The sequence below is a fragment of the Streptomyces sp. NPDC050549 genome (assembly GCF_040655035.1).
Lineage (GTDB): Bacteria > Actinomycetota > Actinomycetes > Streptomycetales > Streptomycetaceae > Streptomyces.
The window spans coordinates 754365-775275 of record NZ_JBFAJD010000001.1 but is presented as its reverse complement, the minus strand read 5'-3'; the positions used below and the strand labels follow the sequence as shown (position 1 = coordinate 775275).

The window sequence follows — 20911 nt, the reverse complement described above, 5'->3', positions numbered from 1 at the left end:
GCCGCACCGAGGTCGTCACGGGCCGACCTAGAACGCGTTCCAGTCCGGCGACCCTTGTATAGCCGAGCGCCCCCGAGTTGTGAAGGCTCCTGACACTGTGTCAGGTCTGCGGGGCGATGACATTTGTCCTGCCCGAGTCCGTACAAGCGCATCTGCCGCGCGAGGGGTGCGGCTTCGTAGCGTCGTACCCATGACACAGACAGGTGGGACAGAGCGTGCCGTGTCCTTCGCGGGGGCGGTCAAGACCTTCGGCGCGGTGCGTGCCGTCGACGGGGTGGACCTGGAGATCGGTCGCGGCGAGACGGTCGCGCTGCTCGGCCGCAACGGCGCGGGCAAGTCGACGACGATCTCGCTGCTGCTCGGGCTGAACGCGCCCGACGCCGGCACGGTCGAACTGTTCGGCGCGGCACCGGAGTCGGCCGTACGAAATGGCCTGGTCGGGGCGATGCTGCAGGAGGCGCGGGCGGTGCCCCGGGTCACCGTCGGCGAGCTGGTCGCGTTCGTCGCCCGGCGCTATCCGGCGCCGATGCCCGTCGCCCGGGCGCTGGAGCTGGCCGGGATCGGCGAGCTGGCCGGGCGGCGGGTGGACCGGCTGTCGGGCGGGCAGACGCAGCGGGTGCGGTTCGCCGTGGCGCTGGCGGGGAATCCGTCGCTGATCGTGCTGGACGAACCGACCGCCGCCCTGGACGTGGAGGCGCGGCACGCGTTCTGGCAGTCGATGCGGGCGTACGCGCGGCGCGGCCACACCGTCCTGTTCTCCACGCACTACCTGGAGGAGGCCGACGCGCACGCCGACCGGATCGTGGTCATCGACCGCGGGCGGATCGTCGCCGACGGCACCGGCGAACAGCTCAAGCGGGCGGCCGGCGGCAGCCTCGTCTCCATCGACCTCGCGGGCCGCTCCACCGAGGGCCTGGACCGGCTGCCCGGCGTACGGACCCTCGAAGTGCGCGGCGACCGCGCCCTGTTGCGCACGGACGACTCGGACGCGACGGTACGCGCGCTGGCGGACCTGGACGCGATCCACGGCTTGGAGGTCGCACCGGCGTCGCTGGACGACGCGTTCCTGGCATTGACAGCACGCCAGGCAGAGGGCCCGCGAACCGAAGACGCTGTGGTGACCGACCGTCCGCCGCTGGGAGCAGCCTTTGCCCACCTGAAGGACACGGAGACCGTCCGATGATCGACTACCTGCGCCTCGAAGTCCGCCGGACCCTGCGCGACCTCGGCTTCGTGATCGGCGGGATCGCGATGCCCGTGATGATGTATCTGCTGTTCACCAACCTCGGCGGCGACGACAGCGGCTACAAGGCGACGGCGATGGTCGGCATGGCCGCCTACGGCGCGGTCGGCTCCGCGCTCAACACCGGCGGCGGGGTCGCCGAGGACCGGGCGATCGGCTGGCTGCGGCAGCTGCGGGTGACGCCGATGACCCCGCGCCAGGTCGTCCTGGGCCGGGCGCTGACCGGTTCGGTGACCGTGCTGCCGGCGATCGTCGCGGTGCTCGCGGCGGGCGGCCTGGTCAACGGCGTACGACTCGACGCCTGGCAGTGGGCGCTGATCGCCCTGCTGCTGTGGCTGGGCTCGGTCCCCTTCACCCTCCTCGGTCTCGCCAACGGCTACGGCCTCACCTCCCAGACCACCGGCGTCGCCAACATGGCCTGCAACCTGGGGCTCGCGGTGGTCGGCGGCCTGTGGTTCCCCATCAGCCTGTTCCCCGGCTGGCTGCGTGCGATCTCGAAGTACACCCCCACCAACCGCTTCGCCCAGCTCGGCACCTCCGTCGCCGACGGGCACGCTCCCGCGCTCGGCGCGATCGTGGTGCTGACGGCCTGGCTGCTCGCCTTCGGTTCGTACGCTGTGCTGGCGTACCGCCGGACCGGGCGGACCGTGTGACCGGGGGAGCGGGAAAGATGTCCTGGATGCGAGGGATCAGGTGCCAGGTACGCGCCTGGCGGGCGGCACGGGCCCGGTGGCGGGCCGACATGGCGGAGTTCAAGGCCGCGCAGAAGGAGGCGCGCCGCAAGGGCGAGTGGCCCGAGAACCCGGGTCCGCCGCCGACCGGCTTCTCCCTGCTGCCGTGGCTGCTGATGGGCTTGGGCTCCTTCTCCAACCTCCTCCAGGGCAAGACCTCCAACCCATGGATCGGCGGCCTGGGCCTGCTCGCCTTCAACTCCCTCTACATCTACGTCGTCTTCCGCTCCTTCGTGAAGGAGAAGCGCGAGGCGGTCTCCACCCGGGTGGCACTCGTCGTGATGGGCCTGGTCACCTGTGGCCTCGCCCTCGGCTACGGCGGCACCTGGCTGTACTTCTTCCCGCTGCTCGGTCTCGCCACGGGAGCCTGCGTGCGCGGCCCCCGCCTCGGCCAGGTCGGCCTCGCGCTCACCGCGCTCGCGGCGGCGGTCTCCGTGTTCCGGGCGGGCTGGGACGCCATCAACGTCGCCTACGGCACGTTCCTGTCGACGATGGTGACCGCGGCGATCCTCTCCCTCTCCGAGGCCGTACGCGAACTGCGCGCCGCCCGGGAGGAGTTGGCGCGCCGCGCGGTCGAGAAGGAACGGATGCGGTTCTCCCGCGACCTGCACGACCTGCTCGGGCACACCCTCTCGGTGATCGTGGTGAAGTCGGAGGCGGCCCGTCGCCTCGCACCCCGCGACATGGAGGCCGCGCTCGGCCAGATCACCGACATCGAGGCCGTGGGCCGGCAGGCGCTCACCGAGATCCGCGAGGCGGTCACCGGCTACCGCGAGGGCAGCCTCGCCACCGAACTGGACCGCGCCCGCTCCGCGTTGTCCGCCGCCGACATCGACCCGGTCGTCCGCCAGTCGGGGCCGCCACTGACCCCGCAGACCGAGGCCCTGCTCGGCTGGGTGGTCCGCGAGGCGGTCACCAATGTCGTACGGCACAGCGGCGCGACCCGCTGCGAGATCACCCTCGACGGCGTCCTGGACCGCGCCCGTCTGACCGTCGCGGACGACGGCACCACCGGTTCCTCCCCGGCCGCTCCCGCCGAGGGCGTCGGCGGAACCGGCCTGAAGGGGCTGACCGAACGCCTCGCGGCGGCGGGCGGCTCCCTGCGGGCCGGCCCGTCGCCACGCGGCGGTTTCACAGTGACCGCCGAACTCCCTGTGGAGCAGGCGGACTTGACGTCCTCGGTCGTGGCTACGGCGCCCAGGGAGCCGTGACGACCCAACTCACGTCGTCCGTCCACGAGGTGGCGCTGTCGAAGGCGTTCGAGCCGCCGTCGCTCGCGATGTAGACGTTGTAGTTGTAGTGCCGGAGGTATCTGGTCGGGTAGTTGTACGACGCGAACGAGGTGCCCGTGCCGCTCTTGCCGGTCGAGGCGCAGAACGTGGCGTCCTGTCTGAACTGCGCTGTCCCGACCATGGGTTGGCGGTACAGCTGGTAGTTGTAGTGGCGCAGGAAGTCGCCGGGGTAGTTCCGTGACTCGAAGGAGTAGCAGGAGCTGTCGGCCAGGCCCCGGCGGACGATCCAGGTGGCGTCGCCCTTGTCGAGCGCCGCACTGCTCGACGTGATGGCCGAGAGGACCGCCGCGTTGTTCTGGTGGCGGATGTAGTCGGCCGTGCAGCACGAGGTGGTCGCCCGCAGCGAGATCTCCGAACCGGCCGCGAGCGTGCCGGTGGTGCCGGTCGAGCCGCCGTAGCCGACGGACACGATGTTGGCCTGTACGGAGTTGTCGGCGGCGTCCGTCGGGATGCCGGCCGTCATGACACCCTCGAAGAACGAGCCGATGGAGCCGTTGCTGTTGTCGCCGCCGGTACCCAGGACGATCGCGCCCTCCTGGTGCATGGGCGAGTAACCGCTCGTGGTGGGTTCACCCCCGGAATAGGTGGTCGTGAGACTCCCCGACTGCGCGTTCCCGTATTTCAGCGCGAAATGGTCCTGACCGTTGTTTTTCAGCAAAGCGGTGACGAAGGGCATCGCCCCGGTGCCGGTGTTCGCGGTGTTCTTGCTGTACCCGGAGTCCGACTGGAACAGCCCGTTCTCCAGGTCGGCCTGCACCCAGGGGCCGCTGCCGTAGCAGGGCGCGAACCAGCACTCCGTGCCGAAGTTGATCGCGTCCATGTGGCCGTTGCCGGTGTCCTGGTTGTTGGTCTCGGCGTTGCCGTAGTCGAAGCAGCAGCTGCCGTTGACGTGGGTGCCCGAGGTCACCATGTACATCCCCTCGGCGGCGCCGTTGGTGGCCACGCCCGAGGTGGAGTTGTCGCGGTAGCCCATCCCGGCCGAGATCTCCAGGCCGTAGACCTGATGCCCGCCGACGGTCACCGGCAGGGCGTCCGCGGGCGCCCCGACATCGGCCACGCCTGCCCCGCCCGCGCCCTCGATCGTGAGGTCGTTGTGGCGCGAGGACTGGTCGTAGATCTTGGTGATGATGCACGTCGTACCGGAACAGAACGAGTCCTGGGCCGCCGCGTTGGCGTATCCCCCGGCCGCCAGCAGGCCTATGTTCGCGGTGGCGCTGTCGGAGGCACGCTGCACCTGGTACAGCGAGCCGTTGTACGACGAGTAGAGCGCCCGGACGAGGCTGTGCGCGGCGACGCAGGGTGTCCCGGCGGTGGCGTAGATGTCGCACGGCAGCGAAGTGGCGGCCGACGCCTGCGGAACACCGACGGCCAGTGCGAGGACGGTCACGAGCGCCGACAGCGCGGCCAGGGCCGCGTTTCTCAGCCGGCGCGGCCGAGTGCGGAGGAGTCTCAAGAACACGGTGCACCTCTTTTTCTGTTCCTGGTAGGGCGGTGCGGGGTGGCCGACATCCGGAGGAGCAGACGGTCGATATACCGAACGCCGTTCGATCGAAATTCCGAACCAATTCGCGATCGAAATGTCTAACTGTCGAAAGTTTTCCGAAAGCGGCCTTGCTCGGGGAATTCCAGGATGCCGGTGGAATGCCGAGGCGATTGTTTGCCCGCAGCCGAAGGCCGTCAAGACTCGCGGACGCGAACAATGAAGAGTTTTTGATAACCGCTCCGGGCCTTACGCTTGCCCCGTGGATGAGATGCCCCGGGACCACCGGCCCGCCAAGTCCGTCAGAGTGCTGCTCGCCGAGGACCAGGGCATGATGCGCGGCGCCCTCGCCCTGCTGCTCGGCATGGAGGCGGACCTGGAGGTCGTCGCCCAGGTCGGGAGGGGCGACGCGATCGTGGACGCCGCACTGACCCACCGCCCCGATGTCGCCCTCCTGGACATCGAGCTCCCCGGCATGAGCGGCCTGGACGCCGCCGCCGAACTCCGCGAACAGGCCCCCGCCTGCCGGGTGTTGATTCTCACCACCTTCGGCCGCCCCGGCTATCTCCGCCGGGCGATGGAGGCGGGCGCGGCGGGCTTCCTGGTGAAGGACGGTCCGGTGGAGGACCTGGCCGCCGCGATCCGCCGCGTCCTCACCGGCGAGACGGTCGTCGACCCGGCCCTTGCCGCCGCCGCGCTGAGCGCCGGCCCGAACCCGCTGACCGCCCGCGAATGCGACGTCCTCAAGGCCTCGGTGGACGGCGCGACGGTCTCCGACATCGCCACGAAACTCCACCTCTCCGAGTCCACCGTCCGCAACTACCTCTCGTCGGCGATCGGCAAGACTGCCACCCGCAACCGCATGGAAGCGATGCGGGAGGCCCGTCAGCAGGGCTGGCTGTAGCCCGGCCCTACGCTTCGGGGGCCCGGCGGAACAGCGCCGTCCAGAGGAAGTCCTCCCCGAAACACGGGGATTCGGCCGGTTCGTCGCGCATCCGGCGCAGCTCGACCACCTCCAACTCCCCGAAGATCCACCGCAACTCGTCGGCCGTGTAGGCCAGTCCGCCCTGCAGACCGGAGCCGCGATAGAGCTCGGCGTCGGACAGCTCCGAGCCCATCCCGCCCGCCGCGAAACAGGTCAGCGCGAAGTGACCGCCGGGGGCGAGGACTTGGTCCAGCAGGGCGAGGTAGCTGATGCGCCGGTGCGGGGGCAGGTGGTGGAAGCAGCCGGAGTCGTAGACGAGGTCGTAGGGGCCGGGGAGTTCCGCGCCGACGAGGGCGAACGCGTCCCCGCAGTGGAACCGGACCCGGGCTCCCGAGTCGCGGGCTCTCTCCTCCGCCCACGCGACAGCGGCCGGCGACAGATCCACCCCGTCCACCTCGAAGCCCCGCGCGGCCAGTCGAAGAGCGTTGCGCCCCGGACCGCACCCCAGGTCCAGGGCACGACCACCCCCGGGTATCAGCCCCCGGTCGAGATACCCGGCCAGGCTCTCGTCCGGCTTCGCCACGAAGAACGGCACCGCCCTGTCCCGATCGGCATAGAAGCCGTCCCACCAGGAGGCACCCCGAGAACTCCAACGGTCAGCCTCCGGCGCGAACAGCCCGTCCAGAAGCCGAAGTACGTCGTCGACCGTGCGTATGTCCCGCCGGTGCTGGTTCTGGTCCACCCGGTCCCCCGTTCCGACTCTCCGACTCTCCAAGGCGTCGAGCGTAGAGTCGGACGGACCGGAAGCCCAGGTCAGCCCTCATCCGGGACGTTCGCGTGGAGCCGTCAACTGCCCCCTGCGGGGCCGGAGTCGGCGCCGCGAGGGCGTCACTCCGGCACCGCACCGAACCCCTGCCGGCACCCCGCCCGAGGGCCGCCGGGACGGCTTTCCGGGCCACGGCGACCGCACTTTTCCACGGCACCGGTCAGCCCGAGGCACCGTGCTACTGCGTCACCTTCACCGAGTCGAACTTCGCCCCCTCCGCCCCCACGCACACGAACCAGTTGTCCGGAGAACCGGCCGCCGGGCGGATCGTCGCCTCGTCGCTGTTGACGTCGGCGCCCGCGGCCACCCTGTGGGCCTCGGTGGACGTGCCGTCCTTCCAGGTGCAGAGGACCGTCTGTGCGGTCTTGGCGACCTGGCCGACCACCAGACGCTGGGGGCCGTCGGTCTTCTTCGGGTCCAGGGTGGAGGCGCCCGACTTGAGGTCCGTGCCCGCCATGGTGTCCTGGGGGGAGGCCGAGTCGCCCATCAGGAGGGTCGGGGCTCCGCTCCCGTAGCTCCGCCGTACGAAGTACGTGATCTTGCCGACCAGTGCGGACGCCTTGTCCTTGTCCCACGGCTCCTCGCCGCGATTGGACATGGCACTCAGCTGGGCCTGGGCCTCCGCCTCGGTGCGGGGGGCGCCCCACACGTCGACCGTGACGTACCACGTCTCGCCCTTCTCGGTGCCCGCCGCGAGCATCGTCTCCTGCGGCAGGTACACGTGCCGCTCCTCCGGCGTCGACGGAACCGTCGGTTTCTGAGTCACCGCGGGTGTCACCTCCGCGCCGCCGCCGTCGCGCAGCGAGGCCAGGGCCAGGGTGCCCGACGCGCCCGTGATCACCAGTGCCGCGGCCGCGGCGAGCGCCCAGCGGCGGGCCCGGCGGCGGCGGCCGCCGCGGATCACCGCCTCGTAGGGGGCTGTGCCGATCTCGACCTCGTCCGCCGCGTCGGCCAGCAGGAGGGCGATGTCTGTGTCCGTCATGGTGTGGTTCGTCTCCCGGTCCGCGCTCATCACTTCCGCCCTCCCTGCGTCACCGTCTCGGCGAGTCCTGGTATGGCGCGGAGTTTCGCGATCCCCTTGGCCGCGTTGCTCTTCACCGCGCCGACGGAACAGCCCATCGCCTGTGCCGTCTGTGTCTCGGTGAGGTCCTCCCAGTACCGCAGCACCACCGCCTCCCGCTGCCTCGCGGGCAGTTGGGCCAGCGCCTTGAGCAGGGTGTTGCGGTCCTCGGCCTGGGCGATGCGGTCACCGGTGTCGGCGATCTCGCGGACCAGTCCCGAGTCGTCCTTCGGGGCCAGGAACTCCTTGAGCCGTCTGCGGTGTTTGCGTGCGTGCGCGTTGATCATCACGCGCCGTACGTACGCCTCCGGATCGTCCGCCGTGGCGACCTTGCGCCAGGCCACGAAGACCTGCTCCAACGTCGACTGGACCAGGTCCTCCGCCGCGTGCTGCTCCCCCGTGAGAAGAAATGCCGTCCGCATCAACCGCGGCCAGCGGCCGATGACGAAGCTCTGGAACTCGTCGTCCCGAGTCCCCCGAGCCTCCTTGCGATCCCCCATGGGCACCTCCTAGATGTCTGAAGGAGTCCATGAGCCGCCCGGACCGTTGCCTCATCCCGCAGAACTCTTCGAGATTCTCCTGGGAGCCCACGGCAGCCACACCAGCATCAGCACCACGCCGCCGAGCAGCACCCCCGCCCCCGTACGGAACGCCAGCGCGTACCCCTCCGTCAGCGCCTCCGTAAACACCTCCGGCACACGGCCGTCGCGCCCCGCCGTACTGATCGAACCGACCGCGCCGGCCGCACCCATCGCGCTCGCCGTACGCGCCGCCGCGATCGTCGACATCACGGCGAGGCCCAGCGAACCTCCCATCGTGCGCGAGGTGTTGATCAGCCCGGAGACGAGACCGGCCTCGCCCGGCGCGGCCCCGGACGTGGCGAGCGCTGCGAGCGGGGTGGCGGTCAGGCCCGCGCCCAGCATCATCAGGATTCCGGGGAGCATGATCTCGGTGAGGTAGTCGCCCCGCGCGGTCATCAGCGACTGCCAGCCGAAGCCCACCGCCGCGATCAGTGTCCCGAGGACGGCGACGTTGCGCGCGCCGAAAACCGGCATGAAGCGGGGCGCCGACTTGGAGCCGACGAGGACGGCGAGGGAGCTCGGCACCAGTGCGAGCCCGGCCTCCAGCGGGCTGTACCCGAGGACGTTCTGCGCGTACAGCGTCATGAAGAACCACATGCAGAACATCGCGGAACCGCTCAGGAACATCGCCGCGTTGGCCGACGACACCGCCCGCGACCGGAACAGCCCGAGCGGCATCAGCGGAGCCGCCGTGCGGGCCTCGACGACCAGGAAGAGCGCGATCAGCGCGAGTCCGGCGGCCAGCGGCAGCAGGGTGGCCGCGGCCGTCCACCCCTCGGCCCCGGTCTGCGAGATGCCGTAGGCCAGCACCCCGAGGCCCGCCGTGACCAGGACGGCGCCGGGCAGGTCGAGGCGCCGCCCGTCCCCGGCCCGGCTCTCCGGGAGCCAGCGCAGTGAGCTGAGCAGGACCACCGCGCCGACGGGCACGTTGATCAGCAGCACCCATCGCCACGACAGCGTGTCCACGAGCACTCCGCCGACGAGTCCGCCGGCCGCCCCGCCGCCCGCGCCGACCGCGGTCCAGGTGGCGATGGCCCGGGCGCGGGACGCGCCCTCCGGCACCGCCGAGGTGACGATCGTCAGCGTCGAGGGCGCCAGCACGGCGGCGCCGAGTCCCTGCGCGGCGCGGGCGAGGAGCAGTTGCCAGCCGTCCTGGGCGAGTCCGCCGGCCAGCGAGGCCAGCGTGAACAGCGCGAGCCCGACGAGGAACATCCGCTTGCGGCCGTAGAGGTCACCGGCGCGCCCGCCGAGCAGCATGAACCCCGCGAAGGCGATGGCGTACGCGTTGACCACCCACTGCAGTCCGGACGCGCTCATGCCCAGGTCGGCCCGCATCGACGGCAGCGCCACGTTGACGACGGACACGTCGAGCACGACGAGGAATTGTCCGGCGCACGCGAGCGCCACGACCAGCCAGGCGGGCGGTGCCGCGCCCCTGCTGGACAGGCGGGATATTCGGGAGACATCAGCGGCTCGGGGCATGGTCGTCATACTCTCAACCGGCCTGCGCCCCTGGCATCGGCATTTCGCCTCAGCCGTACCACCGCCGTAGGACCTAAGCCGCCCGCAGCAGGGTGACCACCGCCGCCCCGCCCAGCCCGATGTTGTGGGCGAGCCCCACCTCGGCACCCGGCACCTGCCGCTTCCCCGCCGTCCCCCTCAACTGCCACACCAGCTCGGCGACCTGGGCGATCCCGGTGGCGCCGAGTGGATGCCCCTTGGAGATCAGGCCGCCGGACGGGTTGACCACCCAGCGTCCGCCGTACGTCGTACCACCGGACTCGACGAGCTTCCCCGACTCCCCGGGTTCGCACATGCCGAGGGCCTCGTACGTGAGCAGTTCGTTGATCGAGAAGCAGTCGTGGAGTTCTACGACGTCCACGTCCTCGATGCCGAGTCCGGACCGTTCGTAGACCTGGCGGGCGGCGGCCCGGGACATGGGCTGTCCGACGACGTCGACGCAGGAGCCGGAGGCGAAGGAGTCCTCGGTGTCGGTGGTCATCGCCTGGGCGACGATCTCGACGGGAGAACCCCTCAACTCGCTTTCCTGCGCGAAGCGTTCGGAGACGACGACCGCCGCCGCGGCTCCGTCCGAGGTCGGTGAGCACTGGAGTTTCGTCAGCGGGTGGTGGACGACACGGGCCGCGAGGATGTCGTCGACGTCGTAGACGTCCTGGAACTGGGCGTTCGGGTTGTGCGCGGAGTGCCGGTGGTTCTTGGCGGCGACCGCTGCGAGCTGTGCCTCGGTCGTGCCGTACTTCTCCATGTGTTCACGGGCCGCGTCGCCGAAGATCTGGGCGGTGGGCGGGGTCATCTCGAAGCCGTGCCGGGCGGCCATGACGCCGTAGTGGCGGGCCACGGGGGAGGTCGCGAAGTCGCCGCCGTCGGAGCCACCCCCCAACGCGCCCCTCTTCATCTTCTCGAAGCCCACCGCCAGCACGCAGTCGGCGGCCCCGCCCTCCACGAGCTGGCGGGCGAGCATCAAGGCGGTCGAGCCCGTCGCGCAGTTGTTGTTGACGTTGTAGACGGGGATGCCGGTGAGACCGAGTTCATAGGCGGCGCGCTGGCCGGCGGTCGAGGGCTGGAAGCAGTATCCGATCGGAACCTGTTCCACCTGGTCGTAGGAGATCCCGGCGTCCGCGAGGGCGGCGCTCCCCGCCTCCCGGACCATGTCCCAGTACTGCCACTCCCGGCTCTCCGGCTTCTCGAACTTCGTCATCCCGACGCCGGCGACATAGGCCTTCATGGCGGGCGAGATTAGAACACGTTCCAGTAAATGGCCAGGGGTGACGGAGGGTCAGATATTCATGGGACGGTCAAGGATTCGTTAGTACGCCGAAGCATCGGAATAGTTGCTCATGCATACGAGGTTTACCGTGCACTTATCCCGCACGGATCACTTCACACTTACGGCCTGGAGGCCTCACTCCATGACGCACACGTCGACCGACCAGCCCGCACGGAGGCCGTCCGGCGCCATCGTGCCGGTGCTCGCCTTCGCGGGCATCGTTGTCGCGGTGATGCAGACCCTGCTCGTCCCGGTCATCAAGGACCTGCCGCAACTGCTGAGCACCGAGCCCAGCAACGCCACCTGGGTCCTGACCTCGACACTCCTGTCCGGAGCCGTCGCCACGCCGATCATGGGCCGCCTCGGCGACCTCTACGGCAAGCGGCGGATGCTGATCACCAGCCTGGCCATCATGGTGGTTGGCGCCCTCGTCAGCGCCCTCACCAGCGATCTCCTCACGATGATCGCGGGCCGTACGCTCCAGGGCTTCGCGATGGGCGCGATACCGCTGGGCATCGGCCTGATGCGCGACATGCTGCCCCGCGAGAAGCTCGGCTCGGCCATGGCCCTGATGAGCTCCTCGATCGGCGTCGGCGGCGGCCTCGCGCTCCCGCTCGCAGCCCTCGTCGCGCAGCACGCCGACTGGCACGCCCTCTTCTACGGCGCCGCCGGCCTCGGTGTCCTCGCCATCGTCCTCACCCTCCTCGTCGTACCGGAGTCCCCGATGCGCGCCGAGGGCACCTTCGACGTGCTCGGCGCGATCGGCCTCTCCGCCGGTCTCGTGCTCTTCCTTCTCCCCATCACCAAGGGCAGCGACTGGGGCTGGACCTCCGGCACCACGCTCGGCCTGTTCGCCGCGGCGGCCGTCGTCCTGCTCCTCTGGGGCGTGATGGAACTGCGCGTGAAGGCCCCGCTGGTGGACCTGCGCACCACGGCCCGCCCCGCGGTCCTCTTCACCAACCTCGCCTCGATCATGGTCGGCGTCTCCTTCTACGTCGTCTCCCTCGTCCTGCCCCAGCTGCTCCAGCTGCCGAAGGCCACCGGCTACGGCCTCGGCCAGTCGATGGTCACCGCCGGTCTGCTGGTCGCGCCGCTGGGCCTGACGATGATGTTCACGGCCCCCGTCTACGCCCGGCTCTCGGCGAAGTACGGCCCCAAGGTCACCCTGATCCTCGGCATGCTGATCATCGGCATCGGCTACGGCGCGGGCCTCGGCCTCATGAGCGCCGCCTGGCAGAGCCTCGTCATCGCGGTCGTCCTGGGCGCGGGCATCGGCCTCGCGTACTCGTCGCTGCCCGCGCTGATCGTGGGTGCGGTGCCGGCCTCGGAGACCGGCGCGGCGAACGGTCTCAACACCCTGATGCGGTCCATCGGTACGTCCGTCTCCAGCGCCGTGATCGGCATGGTGCTGGCGAACACCGCGAACCATGTGGGCGGGGTCGCCGTCCCGACCATGCACGGGTTCCGGGTGTCCTTCATGATCGCGACGGGTGCGGTCGCCGTGGGCCTGCTGATGGCGCTGTTCCTCCCCAGGCCGAACCGGGCGCCGCAGCTGAACTTCAGCAGCGAGGAGGAGGCCAATCTTGAGCGTGCGGCGGAGGCGCTGCGGGGGTTTCGGGGGCGTGTTCTGGGCGCCGACGGGTCGCCTGTCGCCCGGGCGAAGGTCACGTTGATCGATCGGCGGGGGCGGCAGGCGGGGGCGACGCTCTCCGACGAGGACGGCATCTACGCCCTCGCGGTCCCGTCCCAGGGCGCGTATGTCCTGGCGGCGCGAGCAAGCGGGCACGGGCCGCTTGCCTCGTCCGCGACGCACGGCGGTGACGAGGTTGCGGTTGACCTTGATCTGTCGTTGCCCGGTGAGAGTGTCAGCGCGTAGTCGGTAGTTCGTTGGGTGCGGGTGTGTGGGGGCTGGTCGCGCAGTTCCCCGCGCTCCTCAAAAGCGCTGCCGTACCCTTGGCCGGGCCCGCCCGCCCTCATCGAAGGAACCCCTATGCCTCCGGCCCCCAAGCCCGAAATCCTCGCCGCGTTCGAGGCGGCGAAGGGATTCATGCCGGCCGGCGAAGGACTGGCCCTGTATGCCGCCGCCGTCGAAGCCGGAAGCCTCGGGCTGCCGTTGCTGGAAGTCGGGACGTACTGCGGGCGCTCCACCATCCTCCTCGCCGATGCCGCCCGCGCGGCCGGTGTCGTCGCACTCACCGTGGACCATCACCGGGGCAGCGAGGAGCAGCAGCCGGGCTGGGAGTACCACGACCCGGAGACGGTCGACCCGGAGATCGGGCTGATGGACACGTTGCCCACGTTCCGCAGGACCCTGTACCGGGCGGGGCTCGAAGAGCATGTGGTGGCCCTGGTCGGGCGGTCGCCGCAGGTGGCGCGCGCGTGGGGCACTCCTCTCGGCCTCGTGTTCATCGACGGCGGGCACACCGACGAGCACGCGAACGGCGACTACGAGGGCTGGGCGCCCCATGTCGCCGAGGGCGGGCTGCTCGTCATCCACGACGTGTTCCCGGACCCGGAGGACGAGTTCACCGGGCAGGCCCCGTACCGCGTGTACCAACGGGCCCTCGAATCGGGCGCGTTCACGGAGGTGTCGGTGGCTGACTCATTGCGGGTGCTACGGCGTACGGGCGCCGGCATCTGAGAGCGACCGCGACTCCTGGCGGCGCCTGCCGCCGCTTCGGCGGGACCGCACCGTCGGACGGCTAGGGTGGCTTCCGTGTCGTACGTTGGTCCGGACTTCGATCCTCCGCAGCCCCGTCGTTTCCGTCGAGGGCCCCTGACCGTGGCGCTGGCCGCGCTGGTGCCGGGGGCGCTGATCGGGTGGTTCGTGTACGAGGCGGTGGGTGGCCCGGGTGACTCGGGCGGGGCGGCGGCCGGTTCGTCGGCACCGGCGTCCAGCGCGACCGCGACCCCCTCGGGCACCGCCTCGAACGACGACAAGCCGCCGAACTCCAGGCCCCTCACGGGCAAGGTCGTCGTCATCGACCCGGGGCACAACGTCACCAACTTCCAGCACACCGCCGAGATCAACCGCAAGGTGGACATCGGCACGAACCGGAAGGAGTGCGACACGACCGGGACGTCCACCAACTCGGGTTACGCGGAAGCCCAGTTCACGATGGACGTGTCCCACCGGCTGCGGAAGATCCTGGAGCGGCAGGGCGCCACGGTGAAGCTGACCCACGACGGCGGCTCCCCGGCCTGGGGACCGTGTGTCGACCAGCGCGCGAGGATCGGCAACGCCGCGCACGCGGACGCGGCGATCTCCATCCACGCGGACGGCGCACCGGCCGGCGACCGCGGCTTCCATGTGATCCTGCCGGCCTCCGTGCACGCGGGCGGCGCCGACACCCGCGCGATCGTCGCCCCCTCCGCCGCGCTCGGCCGCGCCATCGAGGGCGCCTACCGTCGCGCGACGGGCGAACAGCCCTCCAACTACGTCGGCGACGGCACCGGTCTCGTCACGCGTAAGGACCTGGGCGGTCTCAATCTGTCAACGGTTCCCAAGGTGTTCATCGAGTGCGGCAATATGCGCGATAGCAAGGATGCCGCACTGCTGACGAACGGCGCCTGGAGACAGGCGGCGGCGCAGGGTATCTCTGAGGGAATCGTGAGTTTCCTGCGCGGGTAACGATCAGTGGGCCGATCCGGGCGGACACCCTGGCAAGGTGGACGATAGGGTCAACCGACGACGAGACGACCTACGAAGGACCTGAAGTGAATATCCGCTCCCTCACACGAGGCGACGGTGTGGTGATCGGGGCAGCGGTATTGCTCTTCATCGCGTCGTTCCTCAAGTTCTACACGGCCAACGGGTACAACCTGGACATCACCGCGTGGACGAGCCTCGGTAACGGCCTCGGTACTTACATGGGTGGCGTCATCGGTGCCGCTCTCATCGTCGTCAACCGCAGCCTGCCCCAGCCGCGCAAGATCCTGGGTCTGGACCTCGGAACTGTCGGCGTGGCGTTCACGGTTCTCACCGCGTGGGCCCTGTTCTGGACGCTGGTGGACGTCGGGGACAACCTCAGCGCCGGCGCGGGCCTCATCCTCGGCTTCATCGCGGCCCTCGCCCTGGCCGGTGCCGCCGTCGCGACCCCCCTCGTCCCGGCCCTCCAGGCCGCCCTCGTCCCCGCGCCCAAGCCGGCCGCCCCGCAGCCCTACGGCGCCCAGCCGCCCGGCGGCTACGGCTACCCGGGTGCCGGTGCGCCGCAGCCGTCGTACGGCACTCCGCCGCAGCAGGCGCAGACGGCACAGCCGTTCGGGCAGCCCCAGCCGCAGCCGACGCCCCCTCCGGCCGGGGACTTCTCGCCGTTCTGGTTCGCCGTGCCGGTGGCCCGACCGCTGTTCGCGGAGGACGGCTCGCCGTCGCCGATCGCCGAACTCGCGCCGGGTACCTGGTACTTGGCCGTCGAGCAGCGCGGTCCGGCGCTGATCGCGCAGACGCAGGACGGCCGTCGTGGCGTACTGCAGGACACTTCCGGGATCCAGCGCGGCTGAGCCCCGCACCGTCTCCCACGGCCCCTCGCCCTTCCGGGTGGGGGGCCGTTGTCGTACAGTCGCAGCCGTCCCGTCCAGAAGCTGACGACCCGTCAGATGATTGTCTGTGGAGGCGACATGCGGCTCGGTCTCGCACTCGGGTACTGGGGGCGCGGGCCCCGTGCCGACCATGTGCCGCTGGCCCAGGAGGCGGAGCGGCTCGGCTACGACTCGGTGTGGACGGCCGAGTCGTGGGGTTCCGACGCCTTCACTCCGCTGACCTGGATCGCCGCGCAGACGTCAAGGATCAAGCTGGGGACGGCAGTTGCGCAGATGGCGGCCCGCTCACCGACCACCACCGCGATGCACGCGCTCACCCTCGACCATCTGTCGGGCGGACGGATGATGCTCGGGCTCGGGCTGTCGGGGCCGCAGGTGGTGGAGGGCTGGTACGGGCGACCGTTCCCCAGGTCGCCGCTGACCGCGACCCGGGAGTACGTCGAGGTCGTACGGCAGGTGCTGCGGCGGGAGGCGCCGGTCGAGGTGGAGGGGCGGTTCCACGCGCATCCGTACCGGGGCGCGGACGGTACCGGGCTCGGCAAGGCGCTCAAGTCCATCACCCACCCGCTCCGTTCGGACCTGCCGGTCCTGCTGGGTGCCGAGGGACCGAAGAACGTGGCGCAGACGGCCGAAATCGCCGACGGGTGGCTGCCGTTGTACTGGTCGCCGAGCCGACCCGAGGTGTACGGCACGACCGACTTCCGGGAGGGCTTCCTCGTCGCGCCCATGGCGCAGGTGAAGGTCTGTGACGACGTCGCCGAAGGCCTGCTCCCCGTGAAGATGATGCTCGGCTTCTACATCGGCGGGATGGGGCACGCGGCACGCAACTTCCACGCGGACCTGATGGCACGCATGGGGTACGCGGAAGAGGCCCGGCGCATACAGGAGTTGTTCCTCGCGGGACGCCGGGAGGAGGCGGTCCTCGCCGTGCCGGACGCGTTCGCCGACGAGATCTCGCTCGTGGGCCCGCGCGAACGGATCGCGGAGCGGCTGGAGTCGTGGCGCAAGGGCCCGGTGACGGACCTGCTGGCCCTTGCGCCCGACCCGCACACGCTGCGGGTGCTGGCCGAGCTCAACTCCTAGGAGCCACCCGCCAGTTGGCCTGCCGACGGCACCTTCTCGGTCACCTCGGCACCGGCGCTCTTCCCGGCTTCCTTGACCTTGTTGATGATGTCGTCGAAGGAACTCGCCGTCGCGTCGGTCGAGTCGCCCTTGCGCAGCTTGGACGGCAGGTCCTTGAGGGAGTCGATGCCGGCGGTCAGCGGGGCGAGCGCCTTGGAGAGCGTGGGGTCGCCCTGGGCGTTCTTCTTGGCCGCCTTGAGCCGGTTGTACGCGAACGCGCCCGCGAGGCCCGCCTTGACGAGGGCGAACCTGCGTCCGCTCGCCCCCTTCTTGAACTTGCCGGCCTTCCAGGGCTTCACGATCCACTGGTAGGTGGCCCCGGCGGCGAGCCCCGCGTTCGCGACGAAGCGGGTCTTGGCGAGCTTCTGGCGCTCGACGGTGGTGCTGGGGCTCGGGGTGGCAGCGGCGGCCACGACGGCCGCGGCGTTCTGTGTGGCGTCGTCGGTGGCGCTGCCGCAGGCGGTGGCGCCGGCGAGCAGGGCGCAGCACAGGGTGAGCGCCACGCAGAGGCGCCGTATCGGTACGGGCACGGAATCCTCCGGGGTTTTCCCCGAGTGGGTGTCCTTACCCCGGCAGCCTCACCCGGCCCGGGGCGTTGCGCCACCCGGGGGACGCCGTTCGGGTTTCATCACCGTGGAAGCGGCAATCCGGTGGTCATGTCCCCCTACTACCGACGCGGTTCGAATTCCGCCGGCAATGTCATCGTGATCATTGCCGACACCATGGCCCTCATCCTGGGGCTCTGGATTCTGATGTACCTGTTGGACGCCAACCGCGCGAACGACCTCGTGCAGTTCGTCCACCGCACGGCCAACTGGCTCGCGGGCTGGTCCCGCGATCTGTTCACTTTCAACGAGGCGTGGGCGCGAGTCGTGTGCGGTTACGGTCTCGCCGCGATCGTCTACCTGTTCATCGGCCATGCGATCGCCAACCGGGTGAACCGTTCCTGACGGGTTGGCGGCTGCGGGCCGGTGGGGCTGGCCGCGCCTAACAACAATCCGGATCCAGCCCCAGAGGCAAATGCTCGGCGCCGAAGACCGCACACGTCGCGTCATGCCCACCCAGCGCCGCCACCGCGAGCAGCAACGACCCCGCAGTCCACGTAGTCAGCTCACGCGGCCAGATCGCGTCGTCCTCGAAGACGTACCCCGTCCAGTACAGCCCGGTCTCCGCATCGCGCAGGTGCTGTATCGACTGGAGAATCTCCAACGCACGGTCGGACTCCCCCAACACCCAGAGCGCCAGGGCGAGTTCGGCGGACTCGCCGCCCGTGACCCACGGGTTGGGGACGACGCACCGCACCCCGAGCCCGGGCACGACGAAGCGGTTCCAGCCCTCCTCCACGCGGGACTTGGCCTCCGTACCGGTCAACGCACCGCCCAGGACGGGGTAGTACCAGTCCATCGAGTAGCGGTCCTTGTCCAGGAACCGTTCCGGATGCCGGCGGATCGCGTGCCGCAGTGCGCCGACCGCCAACTCCCAGTCGGGCTGCGGCTCTTCGCGCTGTTCGGCGATCGCGAGCGCGCAGCGCAGCGCCTGATGGATCGAGGAGGAACCGGTCAGCAGCGCGTCCGAGGTGTCCGTGCCGTCGGCGTCGCGCTTCCAGCCGATCTGCCCGCCCGGCTGCTGTAGGCGCAGCACGAACTCGACCGCCGCGTAGACCGTGGGCCACAGCCGGTCCAGGAACGTGTCGTCGCCGGTCGAGAGGTAGTGGTGCCACACCCCTACGGCCACGTAGGCGACGAAGTTGGTCTCGCGGCCCCGGTCGGTGACGTCGCGCGCGTCACCGTCGGCGTAGGCCGCGTACCAGGAGCCGTCCTCGTTCTGGTGCCGGGCGAGCCAGCTGTACGCCCGCTCGGCGGCCTCGTGTTCGCCCGCCGCGTCCAGTGCCATCGCGGCCTCGGTGTGGTCCCAGGGGTCGAGGTGATGGCCCCGGAACCAGGGGATCGCCCCGTCCTCCCGCTGCACGGCGAGGATGCCGGCGACGGTCGCGGCGGCCTCCTCCGCGGTGAGGACCCCGGGCAGGACGAGGTGTTCTGTCCGGGGAGCGGTCACTTGGTTTCCGCCAGGGGGAGGTGCGGCTTGGTCGCGTAGGCCACGAAGCTCTTGCCGATCAACGGGTTCAGCGCCTGCTCGGCGACCCGGGTGGCGAGGGGTTTCTTCATGATGTCCCAGACCAGGAGCTTGTGGTACGCCTGCACCGGCAGCACCTTGTCGTTGTCCACGCCGAACGCGCACTTCAGCCACCAGTACGGCGAGTGCAGCGCGTGCGCGTGGTGGGTGCCGTAGGGCTTGAGGCCGGCCTCGCGGATCTTGGCGAGGAGTTCGTCCGCCTTGTAGATGCGGATGTGGCCGCCCTCGACCTCGTGGTAGGCGTCGGACAGCGCCCAGCAGACCTTCTCGGGGCCGTAGCGCGGGACGGTGATGGCGATCCGGCCGCCGGGCTTCAGGACCCGGACCATCTCGGCGAGCACACCCTTGTCGTCCGGGATGTGCTCCATCACCTCGGAGATGATCACGACGTCGAACGACTCGTCGGGGAAGGGGAGTTGGAGCGCGTCGCCCTCCATCGCGGTGGCGGTGGCGCCGGCCGGGGCCTCGCCGGCCTCCTTCATCGCCGCGAACCACTTGGCGACCTCGCGGATCTCCTCGGCGTTCTGGTCGAGGGCGACGACCTGTGCCCCTCGCCGGTAGCACTCGAACGCGTGCCGCCCGGCACCGCACCCGAGGTCCAGGACACGGTCGCCAGGGGCGAGCGGGAACCGGGAGAAGTCGACGGTCAGCACGTGGCCCTGCTTTCGGGATAGACGCCGGTAACACTGGTCGGAGACGGGGATGGAGAGGTCGTACGGCCCGCGATCACCTCGCGGTACCTGGCCGCCGTGCCCTCGGCCGCCTTGGCCCAGGTGAAGCGGGCGAGTACGCGTTCCCGGCCGGCCCGGCCGAGCCGCACCCTCAGTTCCGGGTCGCTCAGCAGTCGGCTCAGGGCGGTGGCCAGCGCGCCGGGGTCGCCCGGCGGTACCGCGAGGCAGGTCTCGCCGTCGCGTCCGGCGACCTCCGGGATCGCTCCGCCGGTCGTCGCGACGAGCGGCGTCCCCGTGGCCATGGCCTCGGCCGCCGGGAGCGAGAAGCCCTCGTACAGCGAGGGCACGCAGGCGACCTCCGCCGAGCGGACCAGGTCGACGAGTTCGGCGTCCGAGATGCCCTTGACGAACTCGACGGCGCCTTCGAGGCCGTAACGCTCGACGGCCTGGGCGACCGGGCCCTCCGCCGGACGTTTGCCCACGACGATCAGGTGGGCGTCGGGGTGTTCGGTGCGGACCTTGGCGAGGGCCTCGACGAGGAAGACGAGGCCCTTGAGGGGGACGTCCGCGCTGGACGTGGTGACGATCCGGCCCGGCACCTGCGGTACGGCGGGGTCCGGGGAGAACTGGTCGGTGTCGGCGCCGATGTGGACGACGTGGATGCGGTCGTCGCGGACACCGAGGTGGTCGATGATCTCCTGGCGGGAGGTGCCGGAGACGGTGAGGACGGAGGGCAGACGGCGGGCGACCCGCTTCTGCATCTGCGTGAAGGCGTACCAGCGGCGCTTGGACATCCGCCGGCGCCAGTTCTCGGCCGCGTCCAGCTCCAACTGCCGGTCCACGGTGATGGGGTGATGGATCGTCGTCACCAGCGGGGCGCCGACGTCGCCCAACAGGCCGTAGCCGAGCGTCTGGTTGTCGTGCACGACGTCGAACTCGCCGCGTCTGGCGCGGAGATGGCGGCGGGCGCGCAGCGAGAACGTGAGGGGCTCGGGGAAGCCGCCGGTCCACATCGTCGCGACTTCGAGGGCGTCGATCCAGTCCCGGTACTCGTCGCGCTTCGGGGTGCGGAAGGGGTCCGGGGAGCGGTAGAGGTCGAGCGAGGGCAGCTCGGTCAGGGAGATGCCGGGGCAGCCCTCGTCGAGGACGGGGTACGGCTGGGAGCCGATGACCTCGACGCGGTGTCCGAGGCGGGCCAGTTCGCGGGAGAGATGGCGGACGTAGACGCCCTGACCGCCGCAGAACGGGTTCCCTTTATAGGTGAGGAGTGCGATACGGAGCGGTCGCTCGCCGTCTGCGGCCGGGCCCTCCTGGGGGCCCGCCTGACTGGCCTCAGCGGTCACTCTGAGCCCCCTTCTGCCTGCACTGTCCCGCGAGATTACGCCGGGACGCTAATCTAGAACAAGTTTCAGACTTGATCGTCCAGGAGGTTCTGAATCTACCGGCCGGTACGGGCGCTGTGAGAAGTGGATCAGGTGATTCACGCCACGGCGGAGACCCTGCCATGATCGGTCCGATCA

20 protein-coding genes are annotated in these 20911 nt (G+C 70.3%); 10 read left to right on the top strand and 10 right to left on the bottom strand.

What is annotated here, in order from left to right; translation table 11 throughout:
- The first annotated feature begins 190 nt into the window (after window positions 1-190).
- From AB0I51_RS03505 to AB0I51_RS03495, 3 genes are read left to right on the top strand one after another with little or no spacing between them, the layout of a single operon-like run.
- Window positions 191-1183, top strand: coding sequence for an ABC transporter ATP-binding protein (locus AB0I51_RS03505; protein WP_362970930.1), 993 nt, complete (start codon window positions 191-193; stop codon window positions 1181-1183).
- A complete protein-coding gene (locus AB0I51_RS03500; RefSeq protein WP_362970928.1) occupies window positions 1180-1896 on the top strand; it encodes an ABC transporter permease in 717 nt (238 codons plus the stop codon). Before AB0I51_RS03505 ends, AB0I51_RS03500 begins: the two co-directional genes overlap by 4 nt.
- Before the next feature lie 17 nt (window positions 1897-1913).
- Window positions 1914-3185, top strand: a complete 1272-nt coding sequence (locus AB0I51_RS03495) for a sensor histidine kinase (RefSeq protein ID WP_362970926.1) — start codon at window positions 1914-1916, stop codon at window positions 3183-3185.
- Here the strand turns inward: AB0I51_RS03495 and AB0I51_RS03490 are convergent.
- The gene (locus AB0I51_RS03490) at window positions 3163-4725 is read right to left on the bottom strand and encodes an alpha-L-arabinofuranosidase B (RefSeq protein WP_362970924.1); all 1563 of its coding nucleotides are present in this window, start codon (window positions 4723-4725) and stop codon (window positions 3163-3165) included. The two genes, AB0I51_RS03495 and AB0I51_RS03490, sit on opposite strands and share 23 nt — an antisense overlap.
- Before the next feature lie 292 nt (window positions 4726-5017).
- On the opposite strand from AB0I51_RS03490, the gene AB0I51_RS03485 reads away from it, so the two are divergent.
- Window positions 5018-5650 carry a response regulator transcription factor gene (locus AB0I51_RS03485; protein ID WP_362971147.1) on the top strand — a complete coding sequence of 211 codons (633 nt, stop codon included), beginning with the start codon at window positions 5018-5020 and terminating at the stop codon, window positions 5648-5650.
- Window positions 5651-5657: 7 nt separating this feature from the next.
- Here AB0I51_RS03485 and AB0I51_RS03480 read toward each other — a convergent pair whose 3' ends face one another.
- From AB0I51_RS03480 to AB0I51_RS03460, 5 genes are all read right to left on the bottom strand, one after another.
- Entirely contained in the window at window positions 5658-6446 is a 789-nt protein-coding gene (locus AB0I51_RS03480; protein ID WP_362970922.1) for a class I SAM-dependent methyltransferase, read from the bottom strand.
- A gap of 229 nt (window positions 6447-6675) precedes the next feature.
- Complete coding sequence (locus tag AB0I51_RS03475) at window positions 6676-7479, bottom strand: hypothetical protein (protein ID WP_362970920.1); 804 nt, start codon at window positions 7477-7479, stop codon at window positions 6676-6678.
- Window positions 7480-7508: 29 nt separating this feature from the next.
- Window positions 7509-8057: a SigE family RNA polymerase sigma factor gene (locus AB0I51_RS03470; protein WP_362970918.1), complete on the bottom strand. Its 549-nt coding sequence runs from the start codon at window positions 8055-8057 to the stop codon at window positions 7509-7511.
- 51 nt (window positions 8058-8108) lie between these two features.
- On the bottom strand, window positions 8109-9629 hold the full coding sequence (locus AB0I51_RS03465; protein ID WP_362970916.1) for an MFS transporter: 1521 nt from the start codon (window positions 9627-9629) through the stop codon (window positions 8109-8111).
- Window positions 9630-9693: 64 nt separating this feature from the next.
- Complete coding sequence (locus tag AB0I51_RS03460) at window positions 9694-10884, bottom strand: lipid-transfer protein (RefSeq protein ID WP_362970914.1); 1191 nt, start codon at window positions 10882-10884, stop codon at window positions 9694-9696.
- Window positions 10885-11068: 184 nt separating this feature from the next.
- Here AB0I51_RS03460 and AB0I51_RS03455 point away from each other — a divergent pair, with 184 nt between their 5' ends.
- From AB0I51_RS03455 to AB0I51_RS03435, 5 genes are all read left to right on the top strand, one after another.
- A complete protein-coding gene (locus AB0I51_RS03455; protein WP_362970912.1) occupies window positions 11069-12802 on the top strand; it encodes an MFS transporter in 1734 nt (577 codons plus the stop codon).
- 114 nt (window positions 12803-12916) lie between these two features.
- Window positions 12917-13567, top strand: coding sequence for a class I SAM-dependent methyltransferase (locus AB0I51_RS03450; RefSeq protein ID WP_362970910.1), 651 nt, complete (start codon window positions 12917-12919; stop codon window positions 13565-13567).
- A gap of 75 nt (window positions 13568-13642) precedes the next feature.
- A complete protein-coding gene (locus AB0I51_RS03445) occupies window positions 13643-14557 on the top strand; it encodes an N-acetylmuramoyl-L-alanine amidase (protein WP_362970907.1) in 915 nt (304 codons plus the stop codon).
- A gap of 86 nt (window positions 14558-14643) precedes the next feature.
- Window positions 14644-15426, top strand: a complete 783-nt coding sequence (locus AB0I51_RS03440; protein WP_362970905.1) for a hypothetical protein — start codon at window positions 14644-14646, stop codon at window positions 15424-15426.
- A gap of 117 nt (window positions 15427-15543) precedes the next feature.
- Window positions 15544-16548 (top strand): LLM class F420-dependent oxidoreductase, encoded by a 1005-nt coding sequence (locus AB0I51_RS03435; protein WP_362970903.1) that lies wholly within the window; start codon window positions 15544-15546, stop codon window positions 16546-16548.
- Here the strand turns inward: AB0I51_RS03435 and AB0I51_RS03430 are convergent.
- Window positions 16545-17117, bottom strand: a complete 573-nt coding sequence (locus tag AB0I51_RS03430; RefSeq protein ID WP_362970901.1) for a hypothetical protein — start codon at window positions 17115-17117, stop codon at window positions 16545-16547. The genes AB0I51_RS03435 and AB0I51_RS03430 overlap by 4 nt on opposite strands.
- A gap of 126 nt (window positions 17118-17243) precedes the next feature.
- Here AB0I51_RS03430 and AB0I51_RS03425 point away from each other — a divergent pair, with 126 nt between their 5' ends.
- A complete protein-coding gene (locus tag AB0I51_RS03425; RefSeq protein WP_362970899.1) occupies window positions 17244-17537 on the top strand; it encodes a hypothetical protein in 294 nt (97 codons plus the stop codon).
- 37 nt (window positions 17538-17574) lie between these two features.
- On the opposite strand, the gene AB0I51_RS03420 is transcribed toward AB0I51_RS03425, so the two are convergent.
- From AB0I51_RS03420 to AB0I51_RS03410, 3 genes are read right to left on the bottom strand one after another with little or no spacing between them, the layout of a single operon-like run.
- A complete protein-coding gene (locus tag AB0I51_RS03420) occupies window positions 17575-18642 on the bottom strand; it encodes a prenyltransferase (RefSeq protein ID WP_362970897.1) in 1068 nt (355 codons plus the stop codon).
- Window positions 18639-19373: a class I SAM-dependent methyltransferase gene (locus tag AB0I51_RS03415; RefSeq protein ID WP_362970895.1), complete on the bottom strand. Its 735-nt coding sequence runs from the start codon at window positions 19371-19373 to the stop codon at window positions 18639-18641. The genes AB0I51_RS03420 and AB0I51_RS03415 overlap by 4 nt, the downstream gene beginning before the upstream one ends.
- Window positions 19367-20734, bottom strand: a complete 1368-nt coding sequence (locus AB0I51_RS03410) for a glycosyltransferase family 4 protein (protein WP_362970893.1) — start codon at window positions 20732-20734, stop codon at window positions 19367-19369. Before AB0I51_RS03410 ends, AB0I51_RS03415 begins: the two co-directional genes overlap by 7 nt.
- Window positions 20735-20911: the final 177 nt, after the last annotated feature.